Origin of the sequence: Clostridium sp., assembly GCF_047718555.1 — a bacterium.
GTDB lineage: Bacteria > Bacillota > Clostridia > Clostridiales > Clostridiaceae > Clostridium_I.
Window position 1 is genome coordinate 1 of the sequence record NZ_JBDNRK010000034.1, and the last position, 24,415, is coordinate 24,415.

Sequence of the window (24,415 nt, forward strand, 5' to 3'; positions counted from 1 at the left end):
ATGATTCAAAATATCCGTCGCATCTTTGACTTACTATTTATTTTCATATGCCTTATCTTCTACACAATTCTTATCTTCTACCTCATCTGCATTTTCTGAATCCACTATGCCTTCTGCTCCTTTCAGAGCTTTAATAGCAACTTCCAATTGACTATAGTCTGGCTCTCTGGTAGTAAGTTTTTGCAGCATTAATCCTGGATATGAAAATATTTTCGACAATCCATTATTACTTCTACCCATCCACCTTATGACCTCATAGGTTACTCCTGATACAATAGGCAGCAGCACTATTCTTGAAATGATTCTAAAAATAAGCGAATTCCAACCCGTAAGCGAAAAAACAAATATACTTATTATCATAACCAAAAACAAAAAATTTGTTCCACAGCGAGGATGAAATCTAGAGTATTTTGAGGCATTTTCTGGAGTTAATTCATCATTGTTCTCGTAGCAAAATACAGTTTTATGCTCCGCTCCATGGTATTGAAAAACTCTTTGTATATCACTCATTTTCCCAATTAAATATAAATACAAAATAAAAATAGTTACCCTTATTACTCCTTCTAGTAAATTCAGAATAACAGTATTATGAACATTTAAATTTTTAAATATATTAGCTGCAAAAGTAGGTAATGCGAAAAAAACTCCTACAGCAAAAACAATTGATATACATAAGGATATTGCCATTAATGCATCATTAGTTTTATCCTTAAATATCTTATTTAAAAATTCATCAAATTTGGAAGGTTCATTATCTTCTTCGTCCTCAAAAAAAGAAGCCGAATAATTCAAAGTTTTTATTCCTATAATCATAGATTCTACAAGGGATACAAAGCCCCTTATAATAGGAAGTGCAAAAAATTTATTTCTTTTAGCATAAGGTACTATCTTCTCAATTTTCAATTCAATGGTATTATCTTCTTTTCTAACAGCAGTTGCAATACCCTTAGCGCCTCTCATCATTACGCCTTCAATTACAGCTTGACCACCTACGGAATGTTTTTCATCCATATTCACACCTCATCTTTCGGAACACTATGACACTTTCTGCATCGTGCTTCATAGGATTCCTTAGCCCCTATTAATATTATAGCTTCATTGTAATTTGCAGGATTACCATTTATAAGTCTTTGAGTCCTTGTAGCCGGATTACCGCAGCACATGCATATTGCTTGTAATTTATCTACAAATTCTGCTATAGCCATAAGCTTTGGCACACAACCAAAAGGTTCTCCTCTAAAATCCATATCTAATCCTGCACATATAACCCTTTTCCCACCATTTGATATCTTTGTTAAAATGTCAATTATATTATCATCAAAAAATTGCACCTCATCCACTGCTATAACATCTACATCTTTTTTTAAAAATTCAAGTATTTCTTCACTATTTTTTATAGCAATAGCCTCTTCCTTTTCACCACAATGTGATACTATATCATCTAAACTGTATCTATTATCAATTTCAGGTTTAAATACCTGGACCTTTTGCTTTGCAATCTTTGCCCTTCTTATTCTTCTTATCAATTCTTCTGACTTTCCACTATACATTGGTCCAACTATTATTTCTATCCAGCCATGATCCTTCGGTCCATACATATGATATTTTCCTCCCCAATTAATGAACTATAGACATAATATATTCTAACAGAAATTTGCAATTTATTAAAGAGTAGTTTTTTTACATATATTGACGAGCTTTGGATACATGTGATATAATAGCAAAGTTGATATTGTAGTTATTTATCGTGTATTGAAAGAGGTGAAAAATATGAAAGAAGGCATACATCCAGAGTATCATCATGATGCAGTTGTTAAATGTGCATGTGGAAATACTTTTACAACAGGTTCAACTAAAGCTGAACTTAAAGTAGATATTTGTTCAAAATGCCATCCTTTCTTCACTGGACGTCAGAAATTAGTTGACGTTGGTGGTAGAGTTGAGAAATTCAGAAAGAAATACAACTTATCAGAAGAGGAATAGTATTTTAAGTATAAGTAATAATATTAAGCATCTGAAAATAGAAATTCAAAGATGCCTTAAATGGGAAAGATTTTATCTTTCCCATTTTTCTTTATTTATAATATCTACAAAGTCCTTATTATTCTTAGTTTCACTCAAAAGATTTATTAGCTTTTCCGTTACACTTTGAGTGCTATTTTCATTATATAATACTTTTCTAATCAAATAGGATGCATCATACTCTTCCTGGGCTAAAAGAAGCTTTTCCTTTCTAGTTCCTGACTTATAAATATCAATTGCAGGGAAAATTCTTCTTTCTTGAAGTCTTCTGTCAAGATGCACTTCCATATTACCTGTCCCTTTAAATTCTTCAAAAATCATATCATCCATTCTGCTTCCGGTATCCACAAGTGCTGTAGCAAGTATAGTAAGACTTCCACCTTCTTTTATATTTCTAGCCGCTCCAAAGAATTTTTTTGGCATTATCAATGCACCAGGATCCAGACCTCCAGATAGGGTTCTTCCCGTAGGCGTTATAGTTAAATTATAGGCTCTTGCAAGTCTAGTTAAACTATCTAAAAGGATTACAACATCCTGACCCTGTTCAACCATTCTTTTAGTACGTTCCAAAACCATATATGCAACTTTTGTGTGATGTTCTGGTTCCTCATCAAAGGTGGAATATATAACTTCACCTTTTATAGACTCTTTCATGTCAGTAACTTCTTCCGGTCTCTCGTCTATTAAAAGCACTATTAATTTAACCTCTGGATGATTGGAAGATATGCTTTGCGCCACTGTTTTTAATAATGTGGTTTTTCCAGCCTTAGGCGGAGCAACTATAAGACCTCTTTGTCCTTTTCCAATAGGAGACATAATATCCATAAGCCTAGTTGCCAATTCTTTTTCATTCTTCTCTAATTTCAATCTTTTATTAGGATAAATAGGAACTAAGGTTTCAAAAGGCTTTCTGCCTACTGCCTTTTCTGGATTCTCTCCATTTACGCTTTGCACATAAAGAAGTGCTTTAAATTTTTCACCTTCTTTAGGTATTCTGACTTTACCCTCAACTTCGTCTCCTGTTTTTAAATTGAATCTTCTTATCTGGGAAGGGGATACATATATATCATCCGGACTAGTCAAATAATTTTTTCCACGTAAAAATCCAAAATTATTATTGTCTACTAATTCTAAAACTCCTTTGGCGGAATTGGATTCATGTACCATTTCTTTAAACTTATCATCTTTTTCTTCTCTTACATATTTTTCATTAGTATTTCTTGATTGGTCAAAATTACTTTTAAAATTTTGGGGCTCTTTTCTTTCATAATTCCTAATAGTCCCTACCTTACTCTTAGTAGACTCTGCTTTATCGTTAGTTGCTTCTTCCTTGTTAAGTTCCCCTCTGATATTAGCATTTTCTTTATCTTCAACTACTTCTACTTTGTTGTTAGTATTTTCCGCTCCATTACTGCTAACCTCAGTTTCCTTTGCAATTACCTTTGGTACATTGTCTGTTTCCACTTTTAATATTTCTTTTTTCTTAACTTCTGAATCAACTTTATTTTTTAAATCGTTATTCTTATTTTTATTGGTAATGAGAGCTGCTTTTTCATTTTTTTTAGGAGATATTTTCTCACTAAGTACAACTCCATCTTTTTCTATAGAAACCGGAGAAACCTTTTTAATTTCCTCAATAAGATCTCTCTTTTTAAATTTTGAAATATTTTTTATTCCCAGCCCTTTTGCCATTTCCTTAAGCTGTATAAGAGTCCTGCTTTCCAAGTCAACGCTAAACAAAAAGACAACACCTCCATATTATATTTTAAATTAATCATTAGGGAATTTACAAAGAATTATCAGATATGAAATTTAACTTTTATAGATTATAACCTATTTTTTTCGTATTATCCATAAAAACAATAAAAACTTTTTAATACTTTAAAAATTTCCATCCATATAATAATACCCTTAAAAGCATATTAAGACAATAGCTATTTAAAATTACATCAAAAGCATATTAGTTTTATTTTATTTCTACAGATATCCATATGAGAAATTGCCTAAAATAGAGAACTTAATCAGATAAATCATAAATTTAAAGAAATATATAGAAAATTATATAGAAAGGCATAAAAATATTGGCACATAAAAATATAAATTGTATTATACTGTTGTTTTAAAATTATTAATATAAATTATTTTATTATACTCTTATTAATATGTATTATTTAAAAATTTTTTTTTGAGATATATATGTCTTTCGTATTCCTCTTCTTGCATTAGTCCTTTATCTTTAAGTTCATTTAATAAATAAATCATATTATTACAAAGATCTTTTAAATCATCTTCACACTTTTCCATATCCGCGTCCATATTTCCCTCCAATATGATAAGTATTCACTTTGCACTAATCTAATGATATCATAACCTAATAAATTTTCAAGTTACTATGTTTAAAACTATGATATATATTTTCATCATGTCTATAACATAGCATACATTTTATTTCTAATATCCATATATTTATTTATTCTTTCCTGTACTTTTTTAGTCTTTCCAATAAAAAATATTTGTTCCCCTAAAAGTTCACATCCACCTATAATCATTTCTCTTTTAAAAAAGACATCTAAACTATAGGTATAATAATGATACTTGTTACATAATGGACATTTAACTTTAAATCTTATTTCCTTATTTTTAGTACATTTAATGTATAGATTTTCAAATTTACTACTGCCATTCTTTACTTGGAATAATACAAAATCTTTAACCTCATATTGTCCTATTTCACTTTTCAAAGCGAGACTTAAGTTGGTATCATATAACAACAAACTTCACACCCCCATTATACTATCCCCAGTTCGACAACTAATCTATGAGCAATGATATAACAATCTTTACAAAAAATTTTAAGGCAGATATATCTATATCAATACTTAAGTGAATTATTTATCCAAACTAAGGCTATCAAATAAAACATATGATCATATTATTTTATATATATTTATTCTATAATTTTTTAAAAATCCCTTTAAACTCAACAAAAAATATTAATTTAAATCAATTATTCAGGAAAGTACCACAATAAGTAGTTATAAACAAATTTTCACCTCTAGAATCTCTAATATAAGTTTAATTTTATTGCATTTGGATAATAATTGAAAGGAGGTGTAATTTATGAAAATTAATAGTAAATATGAAAAAATAATTGAGTTTGTATGTGATTATAAAAATATTTCTCAAGATGAGCTTTTGAAAATATTGAAGGACAGAGATTGTAAATATATTCTTTTATTACTTTTAAAAAAATACAAATGCATAGATTTAGATGTAATAAATAGCTATTTTCCAGATTACAGCAAAAAATCTTTAAATTATGGATTAAAAAAAGCAAAAGAGAAGTTTTTTATAAATAAAGAATTCCGAGATGAATATTTTGAAATAGAAGATGACATAAAAAAATCTTTATAAAATAAAAAATTAAAAAAAAATGTAGAAAAACGTAATCGAATATGATACAATATTATTTATGTTAGTAAGAACACAGGAATCCCATTATAAATATTTTGTAGGGTAATTTCTATTATAGATTTATTTTCTGTGTTTGTCAACTAATTTTTTATATTATACTCATTAATTTGTCCGATGACTAGTGGCTTTAATACTTCCTCTTTTCCAAAGAGGACGATAACAGCGACATGTTCCTGGATAATTCATCTAAACTTAGAGGAATTACAAACCTCCTCCAAGTGAGATTCATTGATTATAACTATTTATACATGGGAGGATATTAAATGAAAAATACTAAATATATTTTTGTAACCGGTGGTGTTGTTTCATCATTAGGCAAGGGAATAACAGCAGCTTCTCTTGGAAGATTGCTTAAAAATAGAGGATTAAAAGTTTCTATACAAAAATTTGATCCATATATAAACGTTGACCCAGGGACTATGAGCCCATATCAACACGGAGAAGTTTTCGTTACTGATGATGGTGCCGAAACAGATTTGGATCTTGGACATTATGAAAGATTTATAGATGAAAATTTAAGCAAAAATAGTAATGTTACTACTGGTAAGGTTTATTGGTCTGTTATATCCAAAGAGAGAAAAGGCGATTACCTCGGTGGTACAGTACAAGTAATTCCCCATATAACAAATGAACTTAAAGATAGAGTTTATAGGGTTGCTAAGGAAAAAGATGTAGATGTAGTTATAACTGAAATAGGTGGAACCGTTGGAGATATTGAATCACTTCCTTTTCTAGAAGCTATAAGGCAAATAAAATATGAAGTTGGAAGCGGCAATTCTTGTTTTATACACGTAACACTTGTACCATACTTACGTAAAGCCGGAGAAATAAAAACAAAACCAACTCAGCACTCAGTTAAAGAGTTGAGAAGTATTGGTATTCAACCTGATATAATAGTATGTCGTACTGAAAAAGAACTATCTGAAGATGTGAGAAATAAACTTGGATTGTTTTGTAATGTAGATGGAAAAGCTGTAATACAAAATCTAGATGCAGAAAATCTTTATGAAATTCCATTATTACTTCATAAAGAGGGCCTAGATAATTTAGTATGTGAAAAACTTAGTCTGGGCTGCAATGATGTAGATAATACTGAATGGATAGAAATGGTAGGAAAATTAAAAAATCTATCTAAAGAAGTTACTATAGCTTTAGTTGGTAAATATGTAGAATTGCACGATGCTTATCTTTCAGTTGTAGAATCACTTAGTCATGGTGGTCTTGCAAGTGGAGCAAACGTAAATGTAAAATGGATAAACTCCGTTGACGTTACTGCTGAAAATGTTAATGATATTTTAAAAGACGTAGATGGCGTATTAGTACCTGGCGGCTTTGGAGATAGAGGCATTGAAGGTAAAATAGAATCTATAAGATGGGCAAGAGAAAACAAAGTTCCATTTCTTGGGATCTGTCTTGGAATGCAATGTGCAGTAATAGAATATGCTAGAAATGTACTAGGTTATTCAGATGCTCACAGTTCAGAAATAGCTCCTGATACTAAACATCCTGTTATAGATTTAATGCCTGATCAAAAGGATATCGATGAAAAAGGCGGTACAATGAGACTTGGACTATACGCATGTAAATTATCTAAGGATACAAATGCCATGGCAGCATATAACGAACAGGTTATATACGAAAGACATAGACATAGATATGAATTTAATAATGAATATAGAACTAGTTTAATAGAAAAAGGTCTCATACTTTCAGGAACAAGTCCTGATGAAAGATTAGTAGAAATTGTGGAACTTAAGGATCATCCTTGGTTTGTTGCAGTTCAGTTCCACCCTGAATTTAAGTCAAGACCAAATAAACCTCATCCACTTTTCAGAGATTTTATTAAAGCCTCATTGAAATAAATTTAAATTTTAAAGAACACTATGAAACTTATGCAATAAAATGCATCCTGTACCGGAGGATACATTTAATGCTAATAGATTTTCATAGTGTTTTACTATTTTAAATGTAATTATTAAATCAGCCTTAACCTGTATTATTGCAATTTTATATTTATATCAAGAGAGGTTTCCGAAACCATCTGGCCTGATATATTCATATCATACTTAACAGAGATACTTCCACCTTTTTCATTTACATCTATATTTATTTCTTTTGTATCCACTTCCATTTTCAGAGTTCCATAAGGAGTATCATACATAGATAAATTGTTTTCTCCACAAACAAAATGCATATTAGCATTAGTAGTTCCTTCTCTTAATAGTATGAGTTCCTCTGGTTTTATTTTTAGAGTAGTAGTTGTACCCTGCATACCGGATATTTCTGTTTCTTCATAAACAGCACAATAGAAATCATCCTTTAAATAAAAAATTCCTGGAGTAACAACCTGTATGGAATCTTCTTCTTTATCTCCCTGTATACTAGAAATGGTTATAATAGCTTTTTTCTCCATCTTTATCTCCTTAACGTAAGGCATATTCAAATAAATAACTAGTCAGTATGCTAGCCTATTTTGAATCCTACTGCGTCAACAGAACCCTCAGATAGCTCACTATCTTCGGAACCTGTTTCCTTGTATCATTCAAAATATTCGTCGCATCTTTGACTTACTATTTATTTTCACATGCCTAAGACATATTTTAAATACTAATTATTATTTCTTTCTATAGCAAATTCTATAAGTTCACTAATCAAATCTTTATATGCCTTACCAGCAGCCTCCCACATTTTAGGATACATGCTTATCTTAGTGAATCCCGGAATAGTATTAACCTCATTCAAATATATTTCTGAAGTCACTTTATCTACTAGAAAGTCAACTCTTGCCATACCTGCACAATCTAAAGCTGTATATATTTTTACAGCAAGCTTCTTTATTTCTTCTAATTCAGCGTCATTCATATCTGCTGGTATTAATAATTTTGATTCTACATCTTCGTACTTTGCTTCATAATCATAGAATTCTTTTGCAGGAAGAATTTCTCCTGGAACTCCAGCCTTTGGTTTGTCATTTCCAAGAACAGCTACTTCTACTTCTCTAGCATTAATAGCTTTTTCAACTAAAACTTTTCTATCGTATTTTAGTGCTTCCTCTATACCATCTATCAATTCTTTTCTATCATGTGCTTTTGTAATTCCCACTGAAGATCCGCTGTTAGAAGGCTTAATAAATACATCATATTTTAATTTTTTTTCTATTGCGTCTATTATATTATCTCTGTTAACACCATATTCTACTGCTGTTACCACTACATAATCAGCCTGTTTTATTTCAAAATGTTCCAATACATATTTAGTATATACCTTATCCATGCACACTGCTGAAGACATAACATTAGGTCCTACACAGGGGATATCTATAAGCCTGCACAGCCCTTGTACAGTACCATCTTCTCCACATAACCCATGGAGTACAGGAAATACTACATCCGCTTCTCTATTAAATAAAACTTTTTGACCTTCCGGTTTCTTATAATATTCATCTTTTTCCCATTGGCCATTCTCTATTTTATCTATACTTCCTGTATATTCAAACCATTGACCATCTTTTGTTATCCCTATTGGATAAACGTCATATTTAGATATATCAATATTTCTAAGTACCGATGCTGCTGATACTCTTGAAACCTCATGTTCAGTTGACTTTCCACCAAATAATACAGCTATTTTCTTTTTCATACAAATTCTCTCCTCTGACCTTAATAATATTCAAATAATTATCCTTTATTATATTTTACAATTTCTCTATAATTAAAAAAAGAACCACAGTAAGCCCAGTTTTTTTCTTCTGCGGTTCTATTATATCATAATTGAATTCATATAAAATATTATATTGTCAGTTTACCATTTGGTGTATTTCTTATCTGCAGTATTCTTACTTCATATCCAGTTTGAGCATTTATGTAGACAATAAAGGAATCTCCATTGTAATTACCTACAAACTCATAACACAAGACTTCCTTGTTTGATTCAGTAGGCACTATAGCCAGCCTTGAGGATGTAACATCCAATCTTTTACTTACTTTTTCCTGTGCCTTATCTTTACTTATAAGACTATTTTCATCAGGTATTTTTCTTTCCCTATCATGAGCTGTAAGATACTTCGCAGACTCCATACCAATTATATTCCCATTATCCAGCGCAATTTTGAGTTTTATCTGATCTGTATATACTGCCACATTCCCTATATTATAAATATAGCTTACAATAGCAGTATTGTTATAAACGAGGCTATAAGTTGGCGTCATATTGGTATATGCCATATCAGCTAGATATTTACTGCCTATATCCTGAGCTTTATTTACATCTATAGTAGGTTTGTCGATATTTCTATTATCTAGAATATAATATATCATACCACCCTTTTTTGTAATTTCACAGGATACTTTATTATCGTTTTTTCGTCCCTTTATATTAACATTAAAACTATAGCAAGGAATTTTCTGTTTATTTACATCCTCTTGCCTCTCAATACTCTCTATCCTTTCATTCCCAATAGCTTTTCTCACAACACCTTCTGCCTCAGCTGCTGTAACATCTTTTGAAGAATTAATTTTAGGATTTATGTCTAGATTGTTATCTGAAAATGGTCCATCGTATATCAGCGAAGGATATTGAACTATCTGTTTTTGTATACTCTCAAAACTAGTAGATACTGCATTTTCATTACTGGAAAGTAACACCCCGCTGGCCTTTTTTCTTATTTCTCCCCATTTTACATCACCATTATTTATATCGTTTTGTACATTTTTTAATTGGTTTTCAAGAGTATATGCCTGTTTTTTTAGAGTTTCAACTTTTGCTATATCCTCATCTGAAAGTTCTACTCCTTGAGTAGTTTTATTAGCTAATGTATAACAAAAATCTCCTACCTGGGTTATAAATTTACTTGTTCCACTTAACTGCTGCTCATCAATTGGCAGTGAATGCAGCTTGTCATTAGCTATAGAAGAATATCTAAATATCTCTTCTAAGGCTACAATATCTTGATCCTTTGAACCTAATACTGGCACTTTAGCTAAATTACTCCCTATATTCTCAACTGAATTTATTAATTGGTACATACTTTTACTGTATTCTCCCATTAAATAATTTCTATAATCAATTCTCTCTAGAGTCATAAGAATTGCAAATGTGGTTGAAAATACTACAATTAAGGCTACTGCTATAGTATATATTATTCTCTTTTTAGTTGTGTTCATTGCAAAGCTCTCCTTTATTTTATATTCCTTATTTCTTATTATTTGTAATTTACTTTTCCTTATTCATCATATAATCTCTATAGTTATAATCTTTGTAAAATATTTATACTTTATCTCATATTTTATATCTTATATAATTAAATTAATATTTTACGATATAATATATCTGTAAAATAAATCATACATCCTTTCACTTGTTATTTATTTTCAAACGCCTAAGTTGTATAATATAAGTTGTACACGTATAATTTTAATACTTGAGTTTAATTTAATTGAAGGGTGAAAATAATGAGAGCTTTAATACTTTCAGTTTCAGCAGGCGGGGGGCATAAGCATGCAGCTCTTGCACTTAAAGACTATATCTTAAAGTTTGAACCAGTTTCGGAGATTAAGATATTAGATACGATAAAATATATAAATCCAATTTTAAATAAAGTTTTGATAGGTGGTTACCTTAATACATTAAAAATTACTCCTTCGCTTTTTGGCAAAATTTATAGATTTACAGAAAACACTGATAAAGATGCTGGTATATCATCCTTTAAAAATAAATTAACTGAGATTATGGCTCATAAAATACTACCCGCCATAGAAAAGTTTAAGCCCGATATAATAATATGTACTCACTGGTACCCAGTAGAAATGGTGTCAATACTAAAGGAAAAAAATAAACTTAATATTCCTATTGTTTGCATAATTACAGATTATGCGCCTCATAGCTTTTGGATATATCCACAAGTTGATTCCTATATAGTTTCTAATAATGATATGGTAGAAGAAATGGTGCATCGAGGCATAAATAGAGATTCTATATTTGATTCAGGTATCCCTGTAGGCTCTGATTTTTTTGATAGATACAACCGAAATGATACGCTCAAAGAACTAGAATTAGATCCTAATAAACAAGTTATACTTATGATGGGTGGAAGCCTTGGTATGGGCAGAATTTCGGAAATATATTCTCAGATAGCAAATTCTACTAAAAATATTCAGATAATAGTAGTTGCAGGTAACAATAAAAAACTTTATACAAAACTTATGTCTATTAAAAAGACTTCTAATGTAGATACTAGAATACTAGGTTTCACCAAAGACGTGAACAAATACATGCAATGTAGTGATATTCTCATTACAAAACCAGGTGGTCTAACTATATCTGAAGCCTTAATATGTCAAATACCCATAGTTCTTTTTTCCCCAATTCCTGGACAAGAAGAAAAAAATGAGGAGTTTTTATTAAAGCATAATCTTGCTATAAGTATAGGTGATGGCAGCAATTGCAGAGAAAAAATAGAAAAACTTCTATGTTCCTCTGAAACTTTAAAAATAATGAAACATAACTGTAAAAAATTTTCAAAGCCTAACTGCGGATATAATATTTTTAATGTTATAAACGATCTTATTAAAAGAAGAGAAATTGCTATTATGAAAAATGAAATATAAAAAGCAAAGGGAAGGATTCTATATTAGCATTCTCCCCTTATTTTTTATATTTTATCTTTTATATCAGTTACCAATTTTTTTAGCTCATCTAACAACTTAAATCTAACTATTATTTTATTATTGGTATTTTCACTATTATTTTTTGAATTATCTACCAGTGCATATTCATCTTTAGTCAAAGCACCTTTCATTTCATCTTGAGTCTTTTCAACCTCTACATTACCTTTAGTAATATCAGTAAAGCAAAGAGGCGGAAACATTACACACCACCAGTTATGTCCTTTAGCACTGCCTATTAAAATTCTATAAGCCTGATATCGTCCTTGTGGAAGCACTATAGTTCCATAGGACTTAACAGGAAAGTCCACATAGCTCAATTCTGTCTTAACGGCATAATTATATCCATTTTCTCTTACTACGCTCTCAGCTATTTCATTAATATTTTTATCGTATTTTTTAAGTAACTCTCTTGATTCCTCAATGCTCTTAGAGTTACTCAGTTTAGGAGCAATATAAGCTAATACTTTATCCCTAACCTTTAACTTCAAAGCTTGGTCTTCATTAGAATCACTGTTAGCTAAAACATGAAATCTTATTATTTTTTCAGATATACTTTGCTGGCTAGCTTGTTTATTTACTTCTCTTGCCTCAACCTTTGCAGTAAAATAAGTTTTATCTTTACTATAATTCCAAATAAACATAGTACTAATTAACATTATTCCCATCAATATCAAAACTTTTTTCATAAATAATCCCCCAAATCAATAATTATATTGTTAATTATTTACATAAATACTATTTATATTCATTCTAATAAAAAAAGTTTTTTTCTGGAGATTATAAATTCATAATTATGATAAAAATAATAAATATTATTATCACAATATAGTAACTATAATATATAAGTTTCAATTAAAATTATATATTTAATTAATATGAAATTACAATTCTTAGCATATATAACTAAAAGGGGTTCTACGACTTATGAAAAAAATTATAATTAAGTTTTTAAGTCTTAACATAAATAAAACAGATGAGGAGAACAGAACATTCAGAGTTGGTATATTTTCTACTCTTCTATTGGAAATTGGAATTATTTTCACCTTGTTTAAACACAGAAATGACAGTTCGATAAAATTTATATTACTAGCTATAATTGTTGCTATTATTTGCATTTTAATGCTTATTTCCATAAGGTTATACGATGCATATATATTTTTAAGGGCAAATTATATTTTATACACTGTAAAAAAAGGAGATAACTTACTCACAATATCAGAGCAATTTCTTCCAGAATGCAATCCCTGGAGAACCTCAGAAATTATAAAAAGCAAAAATAATATAGAGAAAGTATTATATCCCGGGCAAAAAATATTAATACCTTCGAAGCGAAAATTTTTTATTTAATCTTTTTCAACTTACATATTACTAATTAATTTTGCAGTTTTTGTAGTATAATGTAATTATAAAGGAGGTACATATTATGGATAAATCAGAAATTATTGCATACATGGATCAATTTCAACATCTTCCCAATATAAATGAAGATTTTTCTAAAATAATTTCTATGTTAAATACTTCAGATGAATTAAGTATAGACAAACTTGTCGATGAAATATCAATATGTCCAAATTTAAGAAAATCTCTACTCACAACTATAAACTCAGAAAATTTCAAAATGCCAAGGAAGGCTGAAACCCTAAAAGATTCTATAATGTATTTAGGTCTTAATACAGTTAAAAGATTGGTATTAGCCTATATGATAAGATCTATACTTCCAGATAATTTAGGACGATCAGATGAAATTGACAAAGATAAATATTTGAAGCATTGTTTAGGTACTTCCATTGCAGCCATTGATATAGCCGAAAAACTAAATATAGGTGAAAAATATAAGTATTTTGCTTACGGTTTAATCCATGACATTGGAAATGCAGCCATTGATATTTGTTTACCTGGAATTATTAATGAGGTTACAGAAATACAATCAAAAGGTGTCAATCAAATTGTTGCTGAAAGAGAAGTAATGAAAGGCTGTACTCATTGCGAAATAGGAAGTTGGATATGCAAAAAATAGAATTTGCCAGAAGATATATAAGCTATAGTAGCACATCACCACGATCCTCTAGTAGAGACTAAGTATAAAATGGAAGTTGCCATTGTAAATTTAGCAGATTCTATAAATACCTTATACTATGAAAAATTATTATATCTTAACAATTTTTACATAATAAACGAAGAAACAATGAAGTATCTAGGCCTTACAATGAGGGATGTAGAAAAAATCGGCAATTCACTACCAAATAAAATTGATAATTTTTTTAGTAACGTAGCCATAGAAGCTTGTCTTTAAAATTCATTTACTCTATAATCTAGTAATTCATAAAATATTTTCAAACTAAATGAACTTATAGTATAATAAATATACAAGGAGGTATTTATATATGAATAAATCAGAAATTATCAACTATATTGAGCAGTCTAATAGATTACCTAAAATAAACAAAGATTTCACTAATATAATTTCTATTTTGGAAACTTCAAATAGTTTTGACATAGATACACTTGTAGATGAAATATCAAAATGGCCAAATTTAAAAACATCCCTTCTCACTATTATAAACTCAGGTTATTTCAAAATACCAAAAAAAGTTTCTAGCTTAAAAGAATCCATAATGTATTTGGGAACAACAACCATCCATCGTTTAGTATTATCCTATTTAATTAAATGCTTACTTCCTGATAACCTAGGGAGGTCAGATGCGATTGATAGAGTTAAGTATTTAAAACACTGTTTAGGCACCTCTATAGCTGCTACTGCTATAGCTGATAAACTAGGGCTAAAGGATAAATACAAGTATTTTGCCTATGGACTGGTTCATGATATCGGAAATGCTGTACTTGACATTTGTTTGCCTGGTATCATTAATGAAGTTGTAAAAATAGAGTTAAAAGGAGTCCATCAAATTGTTGCTGAGAGAACAGTCATGGAAGGTTGTACCCATTCTGATATCGGGAACTGGTTATGTGAAAAATGGAATTTACCAAAGGATGTTAATGCCGCAATAACCTACCATCATACACCTTTACTTGCAACTGAATATATAGAAGAAGTTAATGTTATGAGCATAGCTGATTCAATTAGCACATTGTATTATGAAAAATTATTATGTCTTAATACTTTCTACGTACTAAATGAAACAGTTGCTGATTCTTTAGGAATAACAATGGAGGATATTGAAAAAATCAGCAAAGAACTACCAGATAAAGTTGAAGAAATACTAAAGGTACTAAATACATCAATTTTCAATCCACAGATAGCAAATTAAAATTTCTATCTTTGATTTTGTGATAGATTATTTTTTAATAATCTATTCACTATATAATCATGTGTAAACGTTCAATTGATTAAATATTTCTGCAATGTAAATTGTAGAATAAGAATTTTAATCTTTATTTAATACATACTAATTTGAAACCAACTCTAGACCTGAATTTTATATAGTTCTAGTTATGTATACTTCTTCATATTTTTCTTTCATACCTTCAAAACACCACTGTGCTTTTAACATATCATCAAAAAATCCAAAAATGCTGGGACCACTTCCACTCATCATGGAACCCAAAGCTCCATATCTAAGCATAGAATCTTTAATATTTTTTAACATACTGTATTTTCTAATAGTAACATTTTCAAGCAAATTCTTCATGTTATTACTTATAAATTCTAAATCATCCCTTTCCATAGCTTTTATTAAGCTATTCATATCCGGATGTTTAAAGACCCTCTCTATATCAAAATTCTTATACACTTCCTTTGTAGATACTCCAAAATTCGGTTTAACCAATATTAATATTTTATTCTTAAACGATTTTAGAGGCGTAATTTTTTCACCTATTCCCTCACAAAGCGCAGTTCCACCCAATATACAATAAGGCACATCTGCACCTAATTTTAATCCAAGTTCCATAAGCTCTTCATCAGTTACATCAATACTAAAAATATCTCTCATAGCTCGCAAAACTGCTGCTCCATCTGTACTTCCTCCCGCAAGTCCTGCTGCTACTGGTATATTTTTATTTATTTCAATACTAATTCCTGATTTTATATTGTAGGTATCCATAAAAAGCTTTGCAGCCTTGTAAGCTATATTTTTCTCATCAGTAGGTACATACTGTTTGTCACAGCTTAACTTTATTCCGTTATCTATTTTATTTATATTCATCACATCATATAAATCAATTGCTTGCATTATCATTTTTAACAAGTGATATCCATCTTCTCTTTTACCTATTATATCTAAGGATATATTTATTTTTGCATATGCTTTTAGTAACATGGTTAGCCTCCATATAATCATTATATTACTTACATTATAACAAAAAAGCCTTCCAACACATATAGTGCTAAAAGGATTTTTGTTGATACAAATATCAATTATATATTTAACTTAGGCATATGAAAATAAATAGTAAGTCAAAGATGCTAGTTATTTATCCGATGACTACCCACTCTAACACTTCCATCGCACTCTGTGAAAGCGATTCACACAAAATCTAAGATTTTGGTTCTCTGCTTTTCTTCAAGTGGGAGTAAAGAGTGGCTACGTCCCTGGATAACGACTTCTAACCATCAGATGGAATAAAAACTCCACCTGATGCCAAGAATTCTGTTTATATGAATTTGCCTTATTAGGCATGTTCAAATCAGAGCTATATAACAGCTCTTCCTGGAATTATAAGTTTCTGTCCTGGTAAAACGTAATCCGAATTCTCTATACCATTAATATTTACTATGGATTCAACAGTTGTAAAGTACACTTTTGCAATTTTCCATAGTGTATCCCCTGCCTGAGTTGTGTATATAGTAACACTAGCTTTCTTTTTAGGCTTTTCACCTTCCAGTGGAACTATATTTATAAGAAAATCCTTATTGGAATTATAATTCACTCTTCCACGTACAGATACAATGGCCTTAATTGCTATCGTATTTGCCTCAATGGAAGCCTCTAGACTATCCAAATCACCTTTTGCAATAGAACTCATCTCTATTTTAGCTCCTGGTATATCCACAGTAGAACTAAAAGGAATATCCTCATTTAAGGAACTTAGATTGTTCTTCTCATCATTTGTCTTATAAATAACAGAAACATTTATTATTCCTTCTACTGATAATTTATCTTCCAATAACTTTTTATCAGTTATGGAAACCTTGCCCACAGCTAAAATCACCTCAATAGGAACTGCATTTTCTTCTTTAATTTCAAGATTTTCTTTAACTATATTTTCAGTATTTGCATGACCATATACCAAATTAAACTCATAATCCTTCTTTTCTATTTTAAGATTTAAATCTGGTGAATAGGCATCCTGTATAACATCCACATTTTCCTTACTCTGGACCTTTACATTAGCTTTTACTAGAGCTTCTATATCAATATTTCTATTCTCCCCTAAATCATCTTCCTTTATATTACACTCTGTAGCATCAACAGTAAATTCCCCAAATACATTCATGTTTGAATTTACACCTTCAAGCTCAACTTCCTGGCTTAAAAGCACATCATCAGATAAATGGAATACATCTGCAGTATCTTTTCCCTTGTATAAAACATTGATTTCAGCAAAGGCTTCTATACTTATCTTTCCCTCTAACAGCTTAACCTGCTTTTTGTGTATATTAACATCGTATTTTAGTATGTTCCCAACTTGAGGATTTTCCATAGGAACTTGTAAATGAGATTTAGCAACTAAATCTACTGATGTGTTACCAGCCACTTTATCAATAGAAGTGGGATTTCTTAAAAATTGCACATCTCCTAATCCTGTAATATCCTTAACTATTTCTAATTCATTTTTACTATACACTTCTGATTTTAATTTGATTATACCCTCAACTGCTATCTTTCTTTCATTTACTGCGTTACAATCAATATGTTCTACATAATAATCTGTATCAGAAATCATTTTGTGGGCTGCGCCTTCTATTTCTACATAATTACTAAATTTAGCTGAATACGAAACTCCGCAGATTTCTGTGCCATCTTCTGTCTTCCCCAAATATACCACATCAAATTCTACTTGACCTTCTAAATATACCTTGTCTTGCATTACTTCTGTATTTAATATAGAAGGCTTTGCATCTACCATGAGTACCTTTAACACATCTGGCTGAGTATCTGGTATAATGTATTCTTCCTGTACCACTGTATCAGCTGTATTTTCCCCTAGTAACTGTTCATATTCTATATTTTCTTTAACTAATTCTATAGCCATGTTATCCCCCCTATGAAATACCTAAGGCATTTGAAAATAAATAAACTCATTATTTTTTCAAAGATGCCTAATATAATATATATAAGCATTTCATCACAAATATGATAACTTTATAATTATTTTTTAATTATTATATGTATATAAATATATTTCAACGAGTATTTCTAATGTGTATCAATAAATCACTTTCACTATTGAAATAAACATTTTATTCAAATAATATTTATTGGTCATTATTAGTAAAATGTATAATTTAAATTAGCTTTATACATTTTAAATACTATTGAAATATGTAGAAATATATAGTTTATCACTTGTATATTTCTACATATTTATTTGGTTTTCATCATTTTCCTTTATATACTACTAGCTTTTACGTTATAAATTATTTAAACTTATTGACAAAGTTCATAATATGACGTATTATAGATAATGGTTATTGACCATATAACCTCTCATAAATTCTCAATACCCTTTTATACCATAGTTGAAAGATGGAACCCACCATCTTTCTTTTTTATTTCTATATTATAATAAAACTTTCATTTTTTATTTAACAAATCATATTAGCTCAACTTAATATGTTCAAGGATATAAGGCATATTCAAATAAATAACTAGTCAGTATGCTAGCCTATTTTGAATCCTACTGCGTCAGCAGAACCCTCAGATAGCCCACTATCCTCGGAACCTGCTTCCTTGTTGGATTCAAAATATTCGTCGCATCTTTGACTTACTATTTATTTTCACATGCCTAACCCAATGTGGATTTAATAAATTATTGTACCATGGTGCCCTTTCAATATGAAAAAACGATACTAATATTAGTATCGTTTTTTATTATACTGCAAAAACTAATTGAACTGTCTTTGTTAACACGTCTGAATAACTATAAGTCACCTTCCTTTGGGTGTCTGATTCTAATCTAACTACAAATATACTAGGATAGGTTTTTTCTATAATTCCATTATTGACCACAACTCTTTTTCTTCCACTATTTGCTTTAAGTACTACTTTTTCCCCCAAGTGATCCTCAATATTTCTTTTAATGGAATCTAAAACATTCATTTTTTCCATGCAAAACACCCTCTTTCCATATCTTATATTATACATGATAAATTTATTTATGTCAAATAAACTTATTATTTTAACAGTAAATAATACAAGTTGTCAAGGTAAATTTTTTGTTAATAAAATAAACCTCAAGTTATATTTAAGCTTGAGGTCCATTTTATACCTGTCTCACTTGTTATTTCTCTATTACTTACTATAAACAGAATTCTTGGCATCAGGTGGAGTTTTTATTCCATCTGATGCTTAGAAGTCGTTATCCAGGGACATAGCCACTCTTTACTTCCACTTTGAAGAAGATGGGAGTATTAGAGTGGGTAGTCATCGGATAAAATATCATAATAAAGCTACCACAAATATTTTATCCAAGATAACCAACTTCTTCGAGATACCTAGCTTATTAAAAAAAAGTAGATCTTGGATAGCCTTCTCTACATTTACCCCTAGTTTGAAGTCCTCCTACTCCTTTGGCTCCCGTTATAGTATTAGTAACCGCTTCCCGTATATTTACAATATCGTTTATATTTGTATATGCAACCTTTTGACATACAAAAACTGGATCTAAACAATGTATAAGTACTCTTTCAGGAGAACTTGCATAATTAGCACCTGCATCTAGAATTGCTTCGTAGCAGGATTGACATGCTCCTGCATATATTACCAGATCGTCATAGTTAGGTTCATAGTCTCTTAATCTTGATACAGAATCAACAAAGTATTTTGAATTTCTATAATTATTCAGATCAAAATAATCTTTTACTCCTTTAGCTACTCCATCATGCCCTGTTATTACTACTATATCCGGTTTAACTTCTTTCACAATGTTAACTATTTCTTCCGGCTGCCTACTTTCAGGAATTACTTTTCCCACTACATTAATGGATAGCTGTTTATACACTTTAATACAAACCTCTAGATAGGTGGCATCCCCATCTACATGAAGTATTTTACCTGGTCTGCTAAATACCATACTATCGCTGCTATCAATGGTGGTAATTTTAATTTTTTTTAAGTCTCTATTATAGCTTTTAGCTATTTCGCTTCCCCTGCTATTTCTTTTACTTTTAGTTTCTCTATTATCTTTAGTATTTTTTCTATCTCTATTACTCTTATATCTTTTAGTATTTTTGCTGATATTTCTAGAATTAATTATATTTTTTATAGATTCATTAACCTTTCTATTAAACACTATGTCAGTTACTCCAAGACTGTCTTCATCAATTTGTTCAAGATCTTCTAAAGGAGCATCCGCCACTATTCTTAAATTAACGCCATTAAGTATATATATACTACCTTTATCTGTATCTTTAATGTCAATAATTTTAAAAGTTATATCTTTGTCATAAGACTTTCTTACTACAGTATCACCTATTTTCATAACTTCACTCCATAAAATTACTATTATATTTTATGAAATACAATGATGAAATGTTAAAAGTCATGTAAAATATAATTTCTATACTTACATGACTTAATTAATTATCATATAATCTTTTATTCCTTTTGATTATACATTTCTCTAAAATCATCAATAAACTTATTGAATTTTTCTCTTTCATCTATTAATTCTTGTATTTTATTATTGAAGGTACTTTGCCCCCAATTAACTTCATTATAATAAAATCTATTGCAAAGTCTCCAGAATCGCTGGGGAAAAAGTAAAAATGCATATAATACTCTGTACTCATATTCCTCTAAAGGTGATATTTTATTATAGGAATCAATTATAAGCTTAGCATATTTAATATCCCAGTCACATCTCTTTAGTACCTTCATCATGTAATTTGACAGATCATATACCCTAACTTCCCTTTTACAATAATCAAAATCAATGACATTAACTTGATTTTCACTATCTATAATTATGTTATGATAGGTATAATCATGGTGGCAAAAGCCCTTTTCTTCCTCAGTTTTCTTACATAAATTTATATATTCAGAAGTATTTAAGATCTTTATAGCTTTTAGCCCAATTTGTTTAAAAAAATCATAATTTTTAATATAATTCAAATCAAATTGTGCTTTATTGCCTTTTTTTCTAGCCATATCTCTCATTTTTTCAAAGGATCTAACTCTCTTTTCCATAAGATGAGGCCATCTCCCAAGGTCCGTTTTTAATTTACTATTTTCCGGTGGTTCATATCCTTTTGATTTTTCATGTAATATAGCAAGGGTTTGAGATGCATTTGTTAAATCTTCTATTTCATGAAAATTGCATTCTCTACCTTCAATCCATTCTGAAAGTGTATATATATCTTCATTTACAAGTGCATAGGGATTACCTTCAATATTTAAACAATATCTATCCACTTTTGTAAATTCTTTTGAAATAAGATGTTCTTTTGCAGAATAAACAAATAGAAGCTTTTGAATACCGTAATCTATCTTCTTAAGGCATTTATTACCTTTATTAGTTTTTAAATAATATACTCCTCTATTGGGTTTAATAGATTCGATTTTCAGATCAAATTGCCTCTCTATTTCAAATTCCCTCATCATCTTAATCACCCCCCATAGAAATATGTATATGATTATTATTACTTTTTTAGAATAAGTTTATTGTACAAGTTATAAAGCATCATATATTTGAACAGCTCTCAATTTATATCTTATAATTTTTCATTAAATATAACACCATACTAAATTCATTATTTGCCTAATATACACAAAATCATTAACACTTTACTGCTCATATTAATATACTAAAGTGAACCAATTACGAAAGGTATATATTATGAAAATAGGAATAGATGCGCGGGCCGCCAAATTGTATAGGGGTACTGGCATTGGCACATATACTTATCAATTAATAAATTGCTTAAATAAAATCGACACCACCAATGATTATTTATTATTTATGCCTGACAATTCAAATATAGATATAAATTTTTCTGAAAAATTTAAAATAAATAATATAAACGAAAACGTCAGCAGCAATTTTTGGGATCAAGTTAATGTCCCTAATATTTTAAGCAACAAGGATATACAGTTATATCATGTTCCACAAAATGGAGTAGGTATACCTCTAGATAAAATATGTCCTTTTGTTATAACTTTGCATGACGTAATTCCCTATAAAATGCCGGAAACCGTAAGTGACAGATATCTTCATATTTTTAATGAAGAACTGCCAAACATAGTTTCTCTCTGTGATGGTATCATAACGGTATCTAATTTCTCAAAGGATGATATAGCAAAAGCATTTAACTTTCCAACCAATAAAATATATGTAACCTATCTTGCTGCTGAAAATATATACAAACCGTTAAATAAAAAGATGAGCAAGGAAATCATTAAAAATAATTATGGGATAACTGGTGATTTCATATTATATGTTGGTGGTTTTAGTCCTAGGAAAAATATAATAGGTCTTCTACAAGCTTTTGAAAAGCTTTTATCAAAAACCACAAAAGATTTAAAACTGGTTATTGCAGGTACTAAGGGCAAATCCTACGAAAATTATAAAAGCTGTGCTGAAAAACTTCACATTGAAAATAACGTTATATTTCCTGGTTTTATTCCTGTAAATTATATGCCCTATTTATATAACTCAGCGGAACTATTTGTTTATCTATCACTGTATGAGGGCTTTGGGCTCCCACCTATTGAAGCTATGGCCTGCGGTATACCTGTGGTAGCTTCAAATGTTACATCCCTTCCTGAGGTACTTAAGGACTGTACCCTATTAGTAGATCCAAAAGATGAAGATAAAATTTGTAATACATTATACAGAGGTCTAACAGATAGTAAGCTTAGATGTGAGCTGATTTACAAAGGCTTAAATATAAATCAAAAATTAACCTGGGAAAATACAGCTGTTTCCACATTAACCGCTTACAAAAAAATAATAAACAGTCTTTAAGACATATACAAAAGTTAAAAGTCCTTTATATCTTAATTAATAGATTTAAAGAACTTTTAACTTTCTATACTAATTTTTTAAAACTTATCTATTTCTTGTTTAAATTCCTTTAGGAATTCCTGTCTATCTGCTTCAAAATGAATTTTTTTCTTTAACCTAGATATAAAAATTTTTTCTTCCCAATCTTTTCTCTTAGAATAATAATCTTTAGATATATCATAAAAATCTTCTGGAAAAGTAAGCATGCCAAACAATACATTGAGTTCATTTTTATTTAATGTATTAGCAGTGCAATAATTATCTAAAATAATCTTCGCCTTATCCATATCGAAAGAAAAATCCTTTGTTACCTTATTAATAAAGTTGCATAGATCATGAATTTTTAAATCAATTACTGAAAAATCAAAATCTACAAAATAGGCATCATCATCATTGATTATTATATTGTGATGAGCCAAATCATGATGACACAATACTATTTTGTCCTCTTCGCTGCAAAGCTTATAATAAGAAGTTTTATTTAAAAATGTTAAACAATCATCAATCTTCTTTATATAATTATCTACATTCATTAAAAAAATATCATCAAATTCTGCTTTATTTTCATAAAGATTTACCATCCTCTTAAAAAATAGCATCTCTTCTTTTTTTCTATTAATATTTTTCAAAAGATTACCGCATATATTTTTATTAGAATTTTTATATCTAAAACCCTCGGATGCTTTATGAAGTTCACCTAACCCCTTAGCAGAAACCGCCAAATCTACAGGATTGCTAAATTCACATTCTCTGCCCTCAACTTTATTCATAATGCAATAGAATTCACCTTTCCACTCTGCATATTTTTTACCATCTACGCTATCTTCAAAGCCCATAACACGCTTAAAATTTGTACTTATATATTCTAAAGCCTTAACTACAAAATCAAATTCTTCTAGAGTACAATCTATTCTCTTTAATATTTTATCTCCTTTATCAGTAATAATTAAAAATACTTTTCTTATGGGAATCAAATCTAAAACTTTTAAATCAAATTTTTCAAAAAGTTTCACATCTAAATCGTATTTAGACAGATAAGCTCTATCCCTATATCCTAAATCCACCAT

General features: G+C 29.6%; 24 protein-coding genes. 9 read left to right on the top strand and 15 right to left on the bottom strand.

Translation table 11 applies throughout. The features are described 5' to 3' along the window. Positions 1–33 precede the first annotated feature (33 nt). Both ABF633_RS13525 and ABF633_RS13530 read right to left on the bottom strand, forming a co-directional pair. On the bottom strand, positions 34–1,011 hold the full coding sequence (locus ABF633_RS13525) for a DUF1385 domain-containing protein (protein WP_415524415.1): 978 nt from the start codon (positions 1,009–1,011) through the stop codon (positions 34–36). A 2-nt stretch (positions 1,012–1,013) separates the two neighbouring features. After that, on the bottom strand, positions 1,014–1,598 hold the full coding sequence (locus ABF633_RS13530) for a thymidine kinase (protein WP_415524416.1): 585 nt from the start codon (positions 1,596–1,598) through the stop codon (positions 1,014–1,016). 172 nt (positions 1,599–1,770) lie between these two features. Here ABF633_RS13530 and rpmE point away from each other — a divergent pair, with 172 nt between their 5' ends. Beyond that, entirely contained in the window at positions 1,771–1,983 is a 213-nt protein-coding gene (gene rpmE, locus ABF633_RS13535; protein WP_415524417.1) for a 50S ribosomal protein L31, read from the top strand. A 72-nt stretch (positions 1,984–2,055) separates the two neighbouring features. Here rpmE and rho read toward each other — a convergent pair whose 3' ends face one another. The 3 genes from rho to ABF633_RS13550 all read right to left on the bottom strand — a co-directional run bounded on the left by rho (position 2,056) and on the right by ABF633_RS13550 (position 4,796). Continuing rightward, positions 2,056–3,714, bottom strand: coding sequence for a transcription termination factor Rho (gene rho, locus ABF633_RS13540; RefSeq protein ID WP_415524452.1), 1,659 nt, complete (start codon positions 3,712–3,714; stop codon positions 2,056–2,058). Positions 3,715–4,179: 465 nt separating this feature from the next. Further along, a complete protein-coding gene (locus ABF633_RS13545; RefSeq protein ID WP_415524418.1) occupies positions 4,180–4,338 on the bottom strand; it encodes a hypothetical protein in 159 nt (52 codons plus the stop codon). Between the two features lie 110 nt (positions 4,339–4,448). Beyond that, positions 4,449–4,796 (bottom strand): hypothetical protein, encoded by a 348-nt coding sequence (locus tag ABF633_RS13550; protein WP_415524419.1) that lies wholly within the window; start codon positions 4,794–4,796, stop codon positions 4,449–4,451. A 346-nt stretch (positions 4,797–5,142) separates the two neighbouring features. Here ABF633_RS13550 and ABF633_RS13555 point away from each other — a divergent pair, with 346 nt between their 5' ends. Then, positions 5,143–5,436, top strand: coding sequence for a ribose-5-phosphate isomerase (locus ABF633_RS13555; RefSeq protein ID WP_415524420.1), 294 nt, complete (start codon positions 5,143–5,145; stop codon positions 5,434–5,436). Positions 5,437–5,759: 323 nt separating this feature from the next. Then, positions 5,760–7,358 (top strand): CTP synthase, encoded by a 1,599-nt coding sequence (locus ABF633_RS13560; RefSeq protein ID WP_415524421.1) that lies wholly within the window; start codon positions 5,760–5,762, stop codon positions 7,356–7,358. Positions 7,359–7,492: 134 nt separating this feature from the next. On the opposite strand, the gene ABF633_RS13565 is transcribed toward ABF633_RS13560, so the two are convergent. The 3 genes from ABF633_RS13565 to ypeB form a co-directional block, all read right to left on the bottom strand. After that, positions 7,493–7,909, bottom strand: a complete 417-nt coding sequence (locus ABF633_RS13565; RefSeq protein WP_415524422.1) for a DUF1934 domain-containing protein — start codon at positions 7,907–7,909, stop codon at positions 7,493–7,495. A 194-nt stretch (positions 7,910–8,103) separates the two neighbouring features. After that, the gene (locus ABF633_RS13570; protein ID WP_415524423.1) at positions 8,104–9,135 is read right to left on the bottom strand and encodes a D-alanine--D-alanine ligase family protein; all 1,032 of its coding nucleotides are present in this window, start codon (positions 9,133–9,135) and stop codon (positions 8,104–8,106) included. 149 nt (positions 9,136–9,284) lie between these two features. Next, positions 9,285–10,658, bottom strand: a complete 1,374-nt coding sequence (gene ypeB / locus ABF633_RS13575; RefSeq protein ID WP_415524424.1) for a germination protein YpeB — start codon at positions 10,656–10,658, stop codon at positions 9,285–9,287. 288 nt (positions 10,659–10,946) lie between these two features. Here ypeB and ABF633_RS13580 point away from each other — a divergent pair, with 288 nt between their 5' ends. Next, the gene (locus ABF633_RS13580) at positions 10,947–12,101 is read left to right on the top strand and encodes an MGDG synthase family glycosyltransferase (RefSeq protein ID WP_415524425.1); all 1,155 of its coding nucleotides are present in this window, start codon (positions 10,947–10,949) and stop codon (positions 12,099–12,101) included. A gap of 44 nt (positions 12,102–12,145) precedes the next feature. On the opposite strand, the gene spoIIR is transcribed toward ABF633_RS13580, so the two are convergent. After that, positions 12,146–12,847, bottom strand: coding sequence for a stage II sporulation protein R (gene spoIIR, locus ABF633_RS13585; protein WP_415524426.1), 702 nt, complete (start codon positions 12,845–12,847; stop codon positions 12,146–12,148). A 238-nt stretch (positions 12,848–13,085) separates the two neighbouring features. Between spoIIR and ABF633_RS13590 the strand changes: the two genes are divergently transcribed. From ABF633_RS13590 to ABF633_RS13605, 4 genes are all read left to right on the top strand, one after another. Beyond that, positions 13,086–13,508 (top strand): LysM peptidoglycan-binding domain-containing protein, encoded by a 423-nt coding sequence (locus ABF633_RS13590; RefSeq protein WP_415524427.1) that lies wholly within the window; start codon positions 13,086–13,088, stop codon positions 13,506–13,508. 76 nt (positions 13,509–13,584) lie between these two features. Further along, a complete protein-coding gene (locus ABF633_RS13595; RefSeq protein ID WP_415524428.1) occupies positions 13,585–14,178 on the top strand; it encodes an HDOD domain-containing protein in 594 nt (197 codons plus the stop codon). Between the two features lie 69 nt (positions 14,179–14,247). Continuing rightward, positions 14,248–14,454 carry a hypothetical protein gene (locus ABF633_RS13600; protein ID WP_415524429.1) on the top strand — a complete coding sequence of 69 codons (207 nt, stop codon included), beginning with the start codon at positions 14,248–14,250 and terminating at the stop codon, positions 14,452–14,454. Positions 14,455–14,545: 91 nt separating this feature from the next. Next, the gene (locus ABF633_RS13605) at positions 14,546–15,430 is read left to right on the top strand and encodes an HDOD domain-containing protein (RefSeq protein WP_415524430.1); all 885 of its coding nucleotides are present in this window, start codon (positions 14,546–14,548) and stop codon (positions 15,428–15,430) included. 168 nt (positions 15,431–15,598) lie between these two features. Here ABF633_RS13605 and ispE read toward each other — a convergent pair whose 3' ends face one another. The 5 genes from ispE to ABF633_RS13630 form a co-directional block, all read right to left on the bottom strand. Further along, positions 15,599–16,441, bottom strand: a complete 843-nt coding sequence (gene ispE, locus ABF633_RS13610; protein ID WP_415524431.1) for a 4-(cytidine 5'-diphospho)-2-C-methyl-D-erythritol kinase — start codon at positions 16,439–16,441, stop codon at positions 15,599–15,601. Between the two features lie 373 nt (positions 16,442–16,814). Continuing rightward, positions 16,815–18,377 carry a DUF3794 and LysM peptidoglycan-binding domain-containing protein gene (locus ABF633_RS13615; protein WP_415524432.1) on the bottom strand — a complete coding sequence of 521 codons (1,563 nt, stop codon included), beginning with the start codon at positions 18,375–18,377 and terminating at the stop codon, positions 16,815–16,817. An 839-nt stretch (positions 18,378–19,216) separates the two neighbouring features. Beyond that, positions 19,217–19,453, bottom strand: coding sequence for a Veg family protein (locus tag ABF633_RS13620; RefSeq protein ID WP_415524433.1), 237 nt, complete (start codon positions 19,451–19,453; stop codon positions 19,217–19,219). 394 nt (positions 19,454–19,847) lie between these two features. Beyond that, entirely contained in the window at positions 19,848–20,825 is a 978-nt protein-coding gene (gene yabG, locus ABF633_RS13625; RefSeq protein ID WP_415524434.1) for a sporulation peptidase YabG, read from the bottom strand. Between the two features lie 116 nt (positions 20,826–20,941). Next, the gene (locus ABF633_RS13630; protein ID WP_415524435.1) at positions 20,942–21,946 is read right to left on the bottom strand and encodes a CotS family spore coat protein; all 1,005 of its coding nucleotides are present in this window, start codon (positions 21,944–21,946) and stop codon (positions 20,942–20,944) included. A gap of 235 nt (positions 21,947–22,181) precedes the next feature. Between ABF633_RS13630 and ABF633_RS13635 the strand changes: the two genes are divergently transcribed. Further along, positions 22,182–23,309: a glycosyltransferase family 4 protein gene (locus ABF633_RS13635; RefSeq protein ID WP_415524436.1), complete on the top strand. Its 1,128-nt coding sequence runs from the start codon at positions 22,182–22,184 to the stop codon at positions 23,307–23,309. A gap of 77 nt (positions 23,310–23,386) precedes the next feature. Here the strand turns inward: ABF633_RS13635 and ABF633_RS13640 are convergent, their stop codons facing one another. After that, the gene (locus ABF633_RS13640) at positions 23,387–24,415 is read right to left on the bottom strand and encodes a CotS family spore coat protein (protein ID WP_415524437.1); all 1,029 of its coding nucleotides are present in this window, start codon (positions 24,413–24,415) and stop codon (positions 23,387–23,389) included.

What these genes read in the sequence shown, in the direction of transcription:
- ABF633_RS13525 (WP_415524415.1), bottom strand. Translation starts at nt 1,011, where the DNA reads ATGGATGAAAAACATTCCGTAGGTGGTCAAGCTGTAATTGAAGGCGTA.
- ABF633_RS13530 (WP_415524416.1), bottom strand. Translation starts at nt 1,598, where the DNA reads ATGTATGGACCGAAGGATCATGGCTGGATAGAAATAATAGTTGGACCA.
- rpmE (WP_415524417.1), top strand. Translation starts at nt 1,771, where the DNA reads ATGAAAGAAGGCATACATCCAGAGTATCATCATGATGCAGTTGTTAAA.
- rho (WP_415524452.1), bottom strand. Translation starts at nt 3,714, where the DNA reads ATGGCAAAAGGGCTGGGAATAAAAAATATTTCAAAATTTAAAAAGAGA.
- ABF633_RS13545 (WP_415524418.1), bottom strand. Translation starts at nt 4,338, where the DNA reads ATGGACGCGGATATGGAAAAGTGTGAAGATGATTTAAAAGATCTTTGT.
- ABF633_RS13555 (WP_415524420.1), top strand. Translation starts at nt 5,143, where the DNA reads ATGAAAATTAATAGTAAATATGAAAAAATAATTGAGTTTGTATGTGAT.
- ABF633_RS13560 (WP_415524421.1), top strand. Translation starts at nt 5,760, where the DNA reads ATGAAAAATACTAAATATATTTTTGTAACCGGTGGTGTTGTTTCATCA.
- ABF633_RS13565 (WP_415524422.1), bottom strand. Translation starts at nt 7,909, where the DNA reads ATGGAGAAAAAAGCTATTATAACCATTTCTAGTATACAGGGAGATAAA.
- ABF633_RS13570 (WP_415524423.1), bottom strand. Translation starts at nt 9,135, where the DNA reads ATGAAAAAGAAAATAGCTGTATTATTTGGTGGAAAGTCAACTGAACAT.
- ypeB (WP_415524424.1), bottom strand. Translation starts at nt 10,658, where the DNA reads ATGAACACAACTAAAAAGAGAATAATATATACTATAGCAGTAGCCTTA.
- ABF633_RS13580 (WP_415524425.1), top strand. Translation starts at nt 10,947, where the DNA reads ATGAGAGCTTTAATACTTTCAGTTTCAGCAGGCGGGGGGCATAAGCAT.
- spoIIR (WP_415524426.1), bottom strand. Translation starts at nt 12,847, where the DNA reads ATGAAAAAAGTTTTGATATTGATGGGAATAATGTTAATTAGTACTATG.
- ABF633_RS13590 (WP_415524427.1), top strand. Translation starts at nt 13,086, where the DNA reads ATGAAAAAAATTATAATTAAGTTTTTAAGTCTTAACATAAATAAAACA.
- ABF633_RS13595 (WP_415524428.1), top strand. Translation starts at nt 13,585, where the DNA reads ATGGATAAATCAGAAATTATTGCATACATGGATCAATTTCAACATCTT.
- ABF633_RS13600 (WP_415524429.1), top strand. Translation starts at nt 14,248, where the DNA reads ATGGAAGTTGCCATTGTAAATTTAGCAGATTCTATAAATACCTTATAC.
- ABF633_RS13605 (WP_415524430.1), top strand. Translation starts at nt 14,546, where the DNA reads ATGAATAAATCAGAAATTATCAACTATATTGAGCAGTCTAATAGATTA.
- ispE (WP_415524431.1), bottom strand. Translation starts at nt 16,441, where the DNA reads ATGTTACTAAAAGCATATGCAAAAATAAATATATCCTTAGATATAATA.
- ABF633_RS13615 (WP_415524432.1), bottom strand. Translation starts at nt 18,377, where the DNA reads ATGGCTATAGAATTAGTTAAAGAAAATATAGAATATGAACAGTTACTA.
- ABF633_RS13620 (WP_415524433.1), bottom strand. Translation starts at nt 19,453, where the DNA reads ATGGAAAAAATGAATGTTTTAGATTCCATTAAAAGAAATATTGAGGAT.
- yabG (WP_415524434.1), bottom strand. Translation starts at nt 20,825, where the DNA reads ATGAAAATAGGTGATACTGTAGTAAGAAAGTCTTATGACAAAGATATA.
- ABF633_RS13630 (WP_415524435.1), bottom strand. Translation starts at nt 21,946, where the DNA reads ATGATGAGGGAATTTGAAATAGAGAGGCAATTTGATCTGAAAATCGAA.
- ABF633_RS13635 (WP_415524436.1), top strand. Translation starts at nt 22,182, where the DNA reads ATGAAAATAGGAATAGATGCGCGGGCCGCCAAATTGTATAGGGGTACT.
- ABF633_RS13640 (WP_415524437.1), bottom strand. Translation starts at nt 24,415, where the DNA reads ATGGTGGATTTAGGATATAGGGATAGAGCTTATCTGTCTAAATACGAT.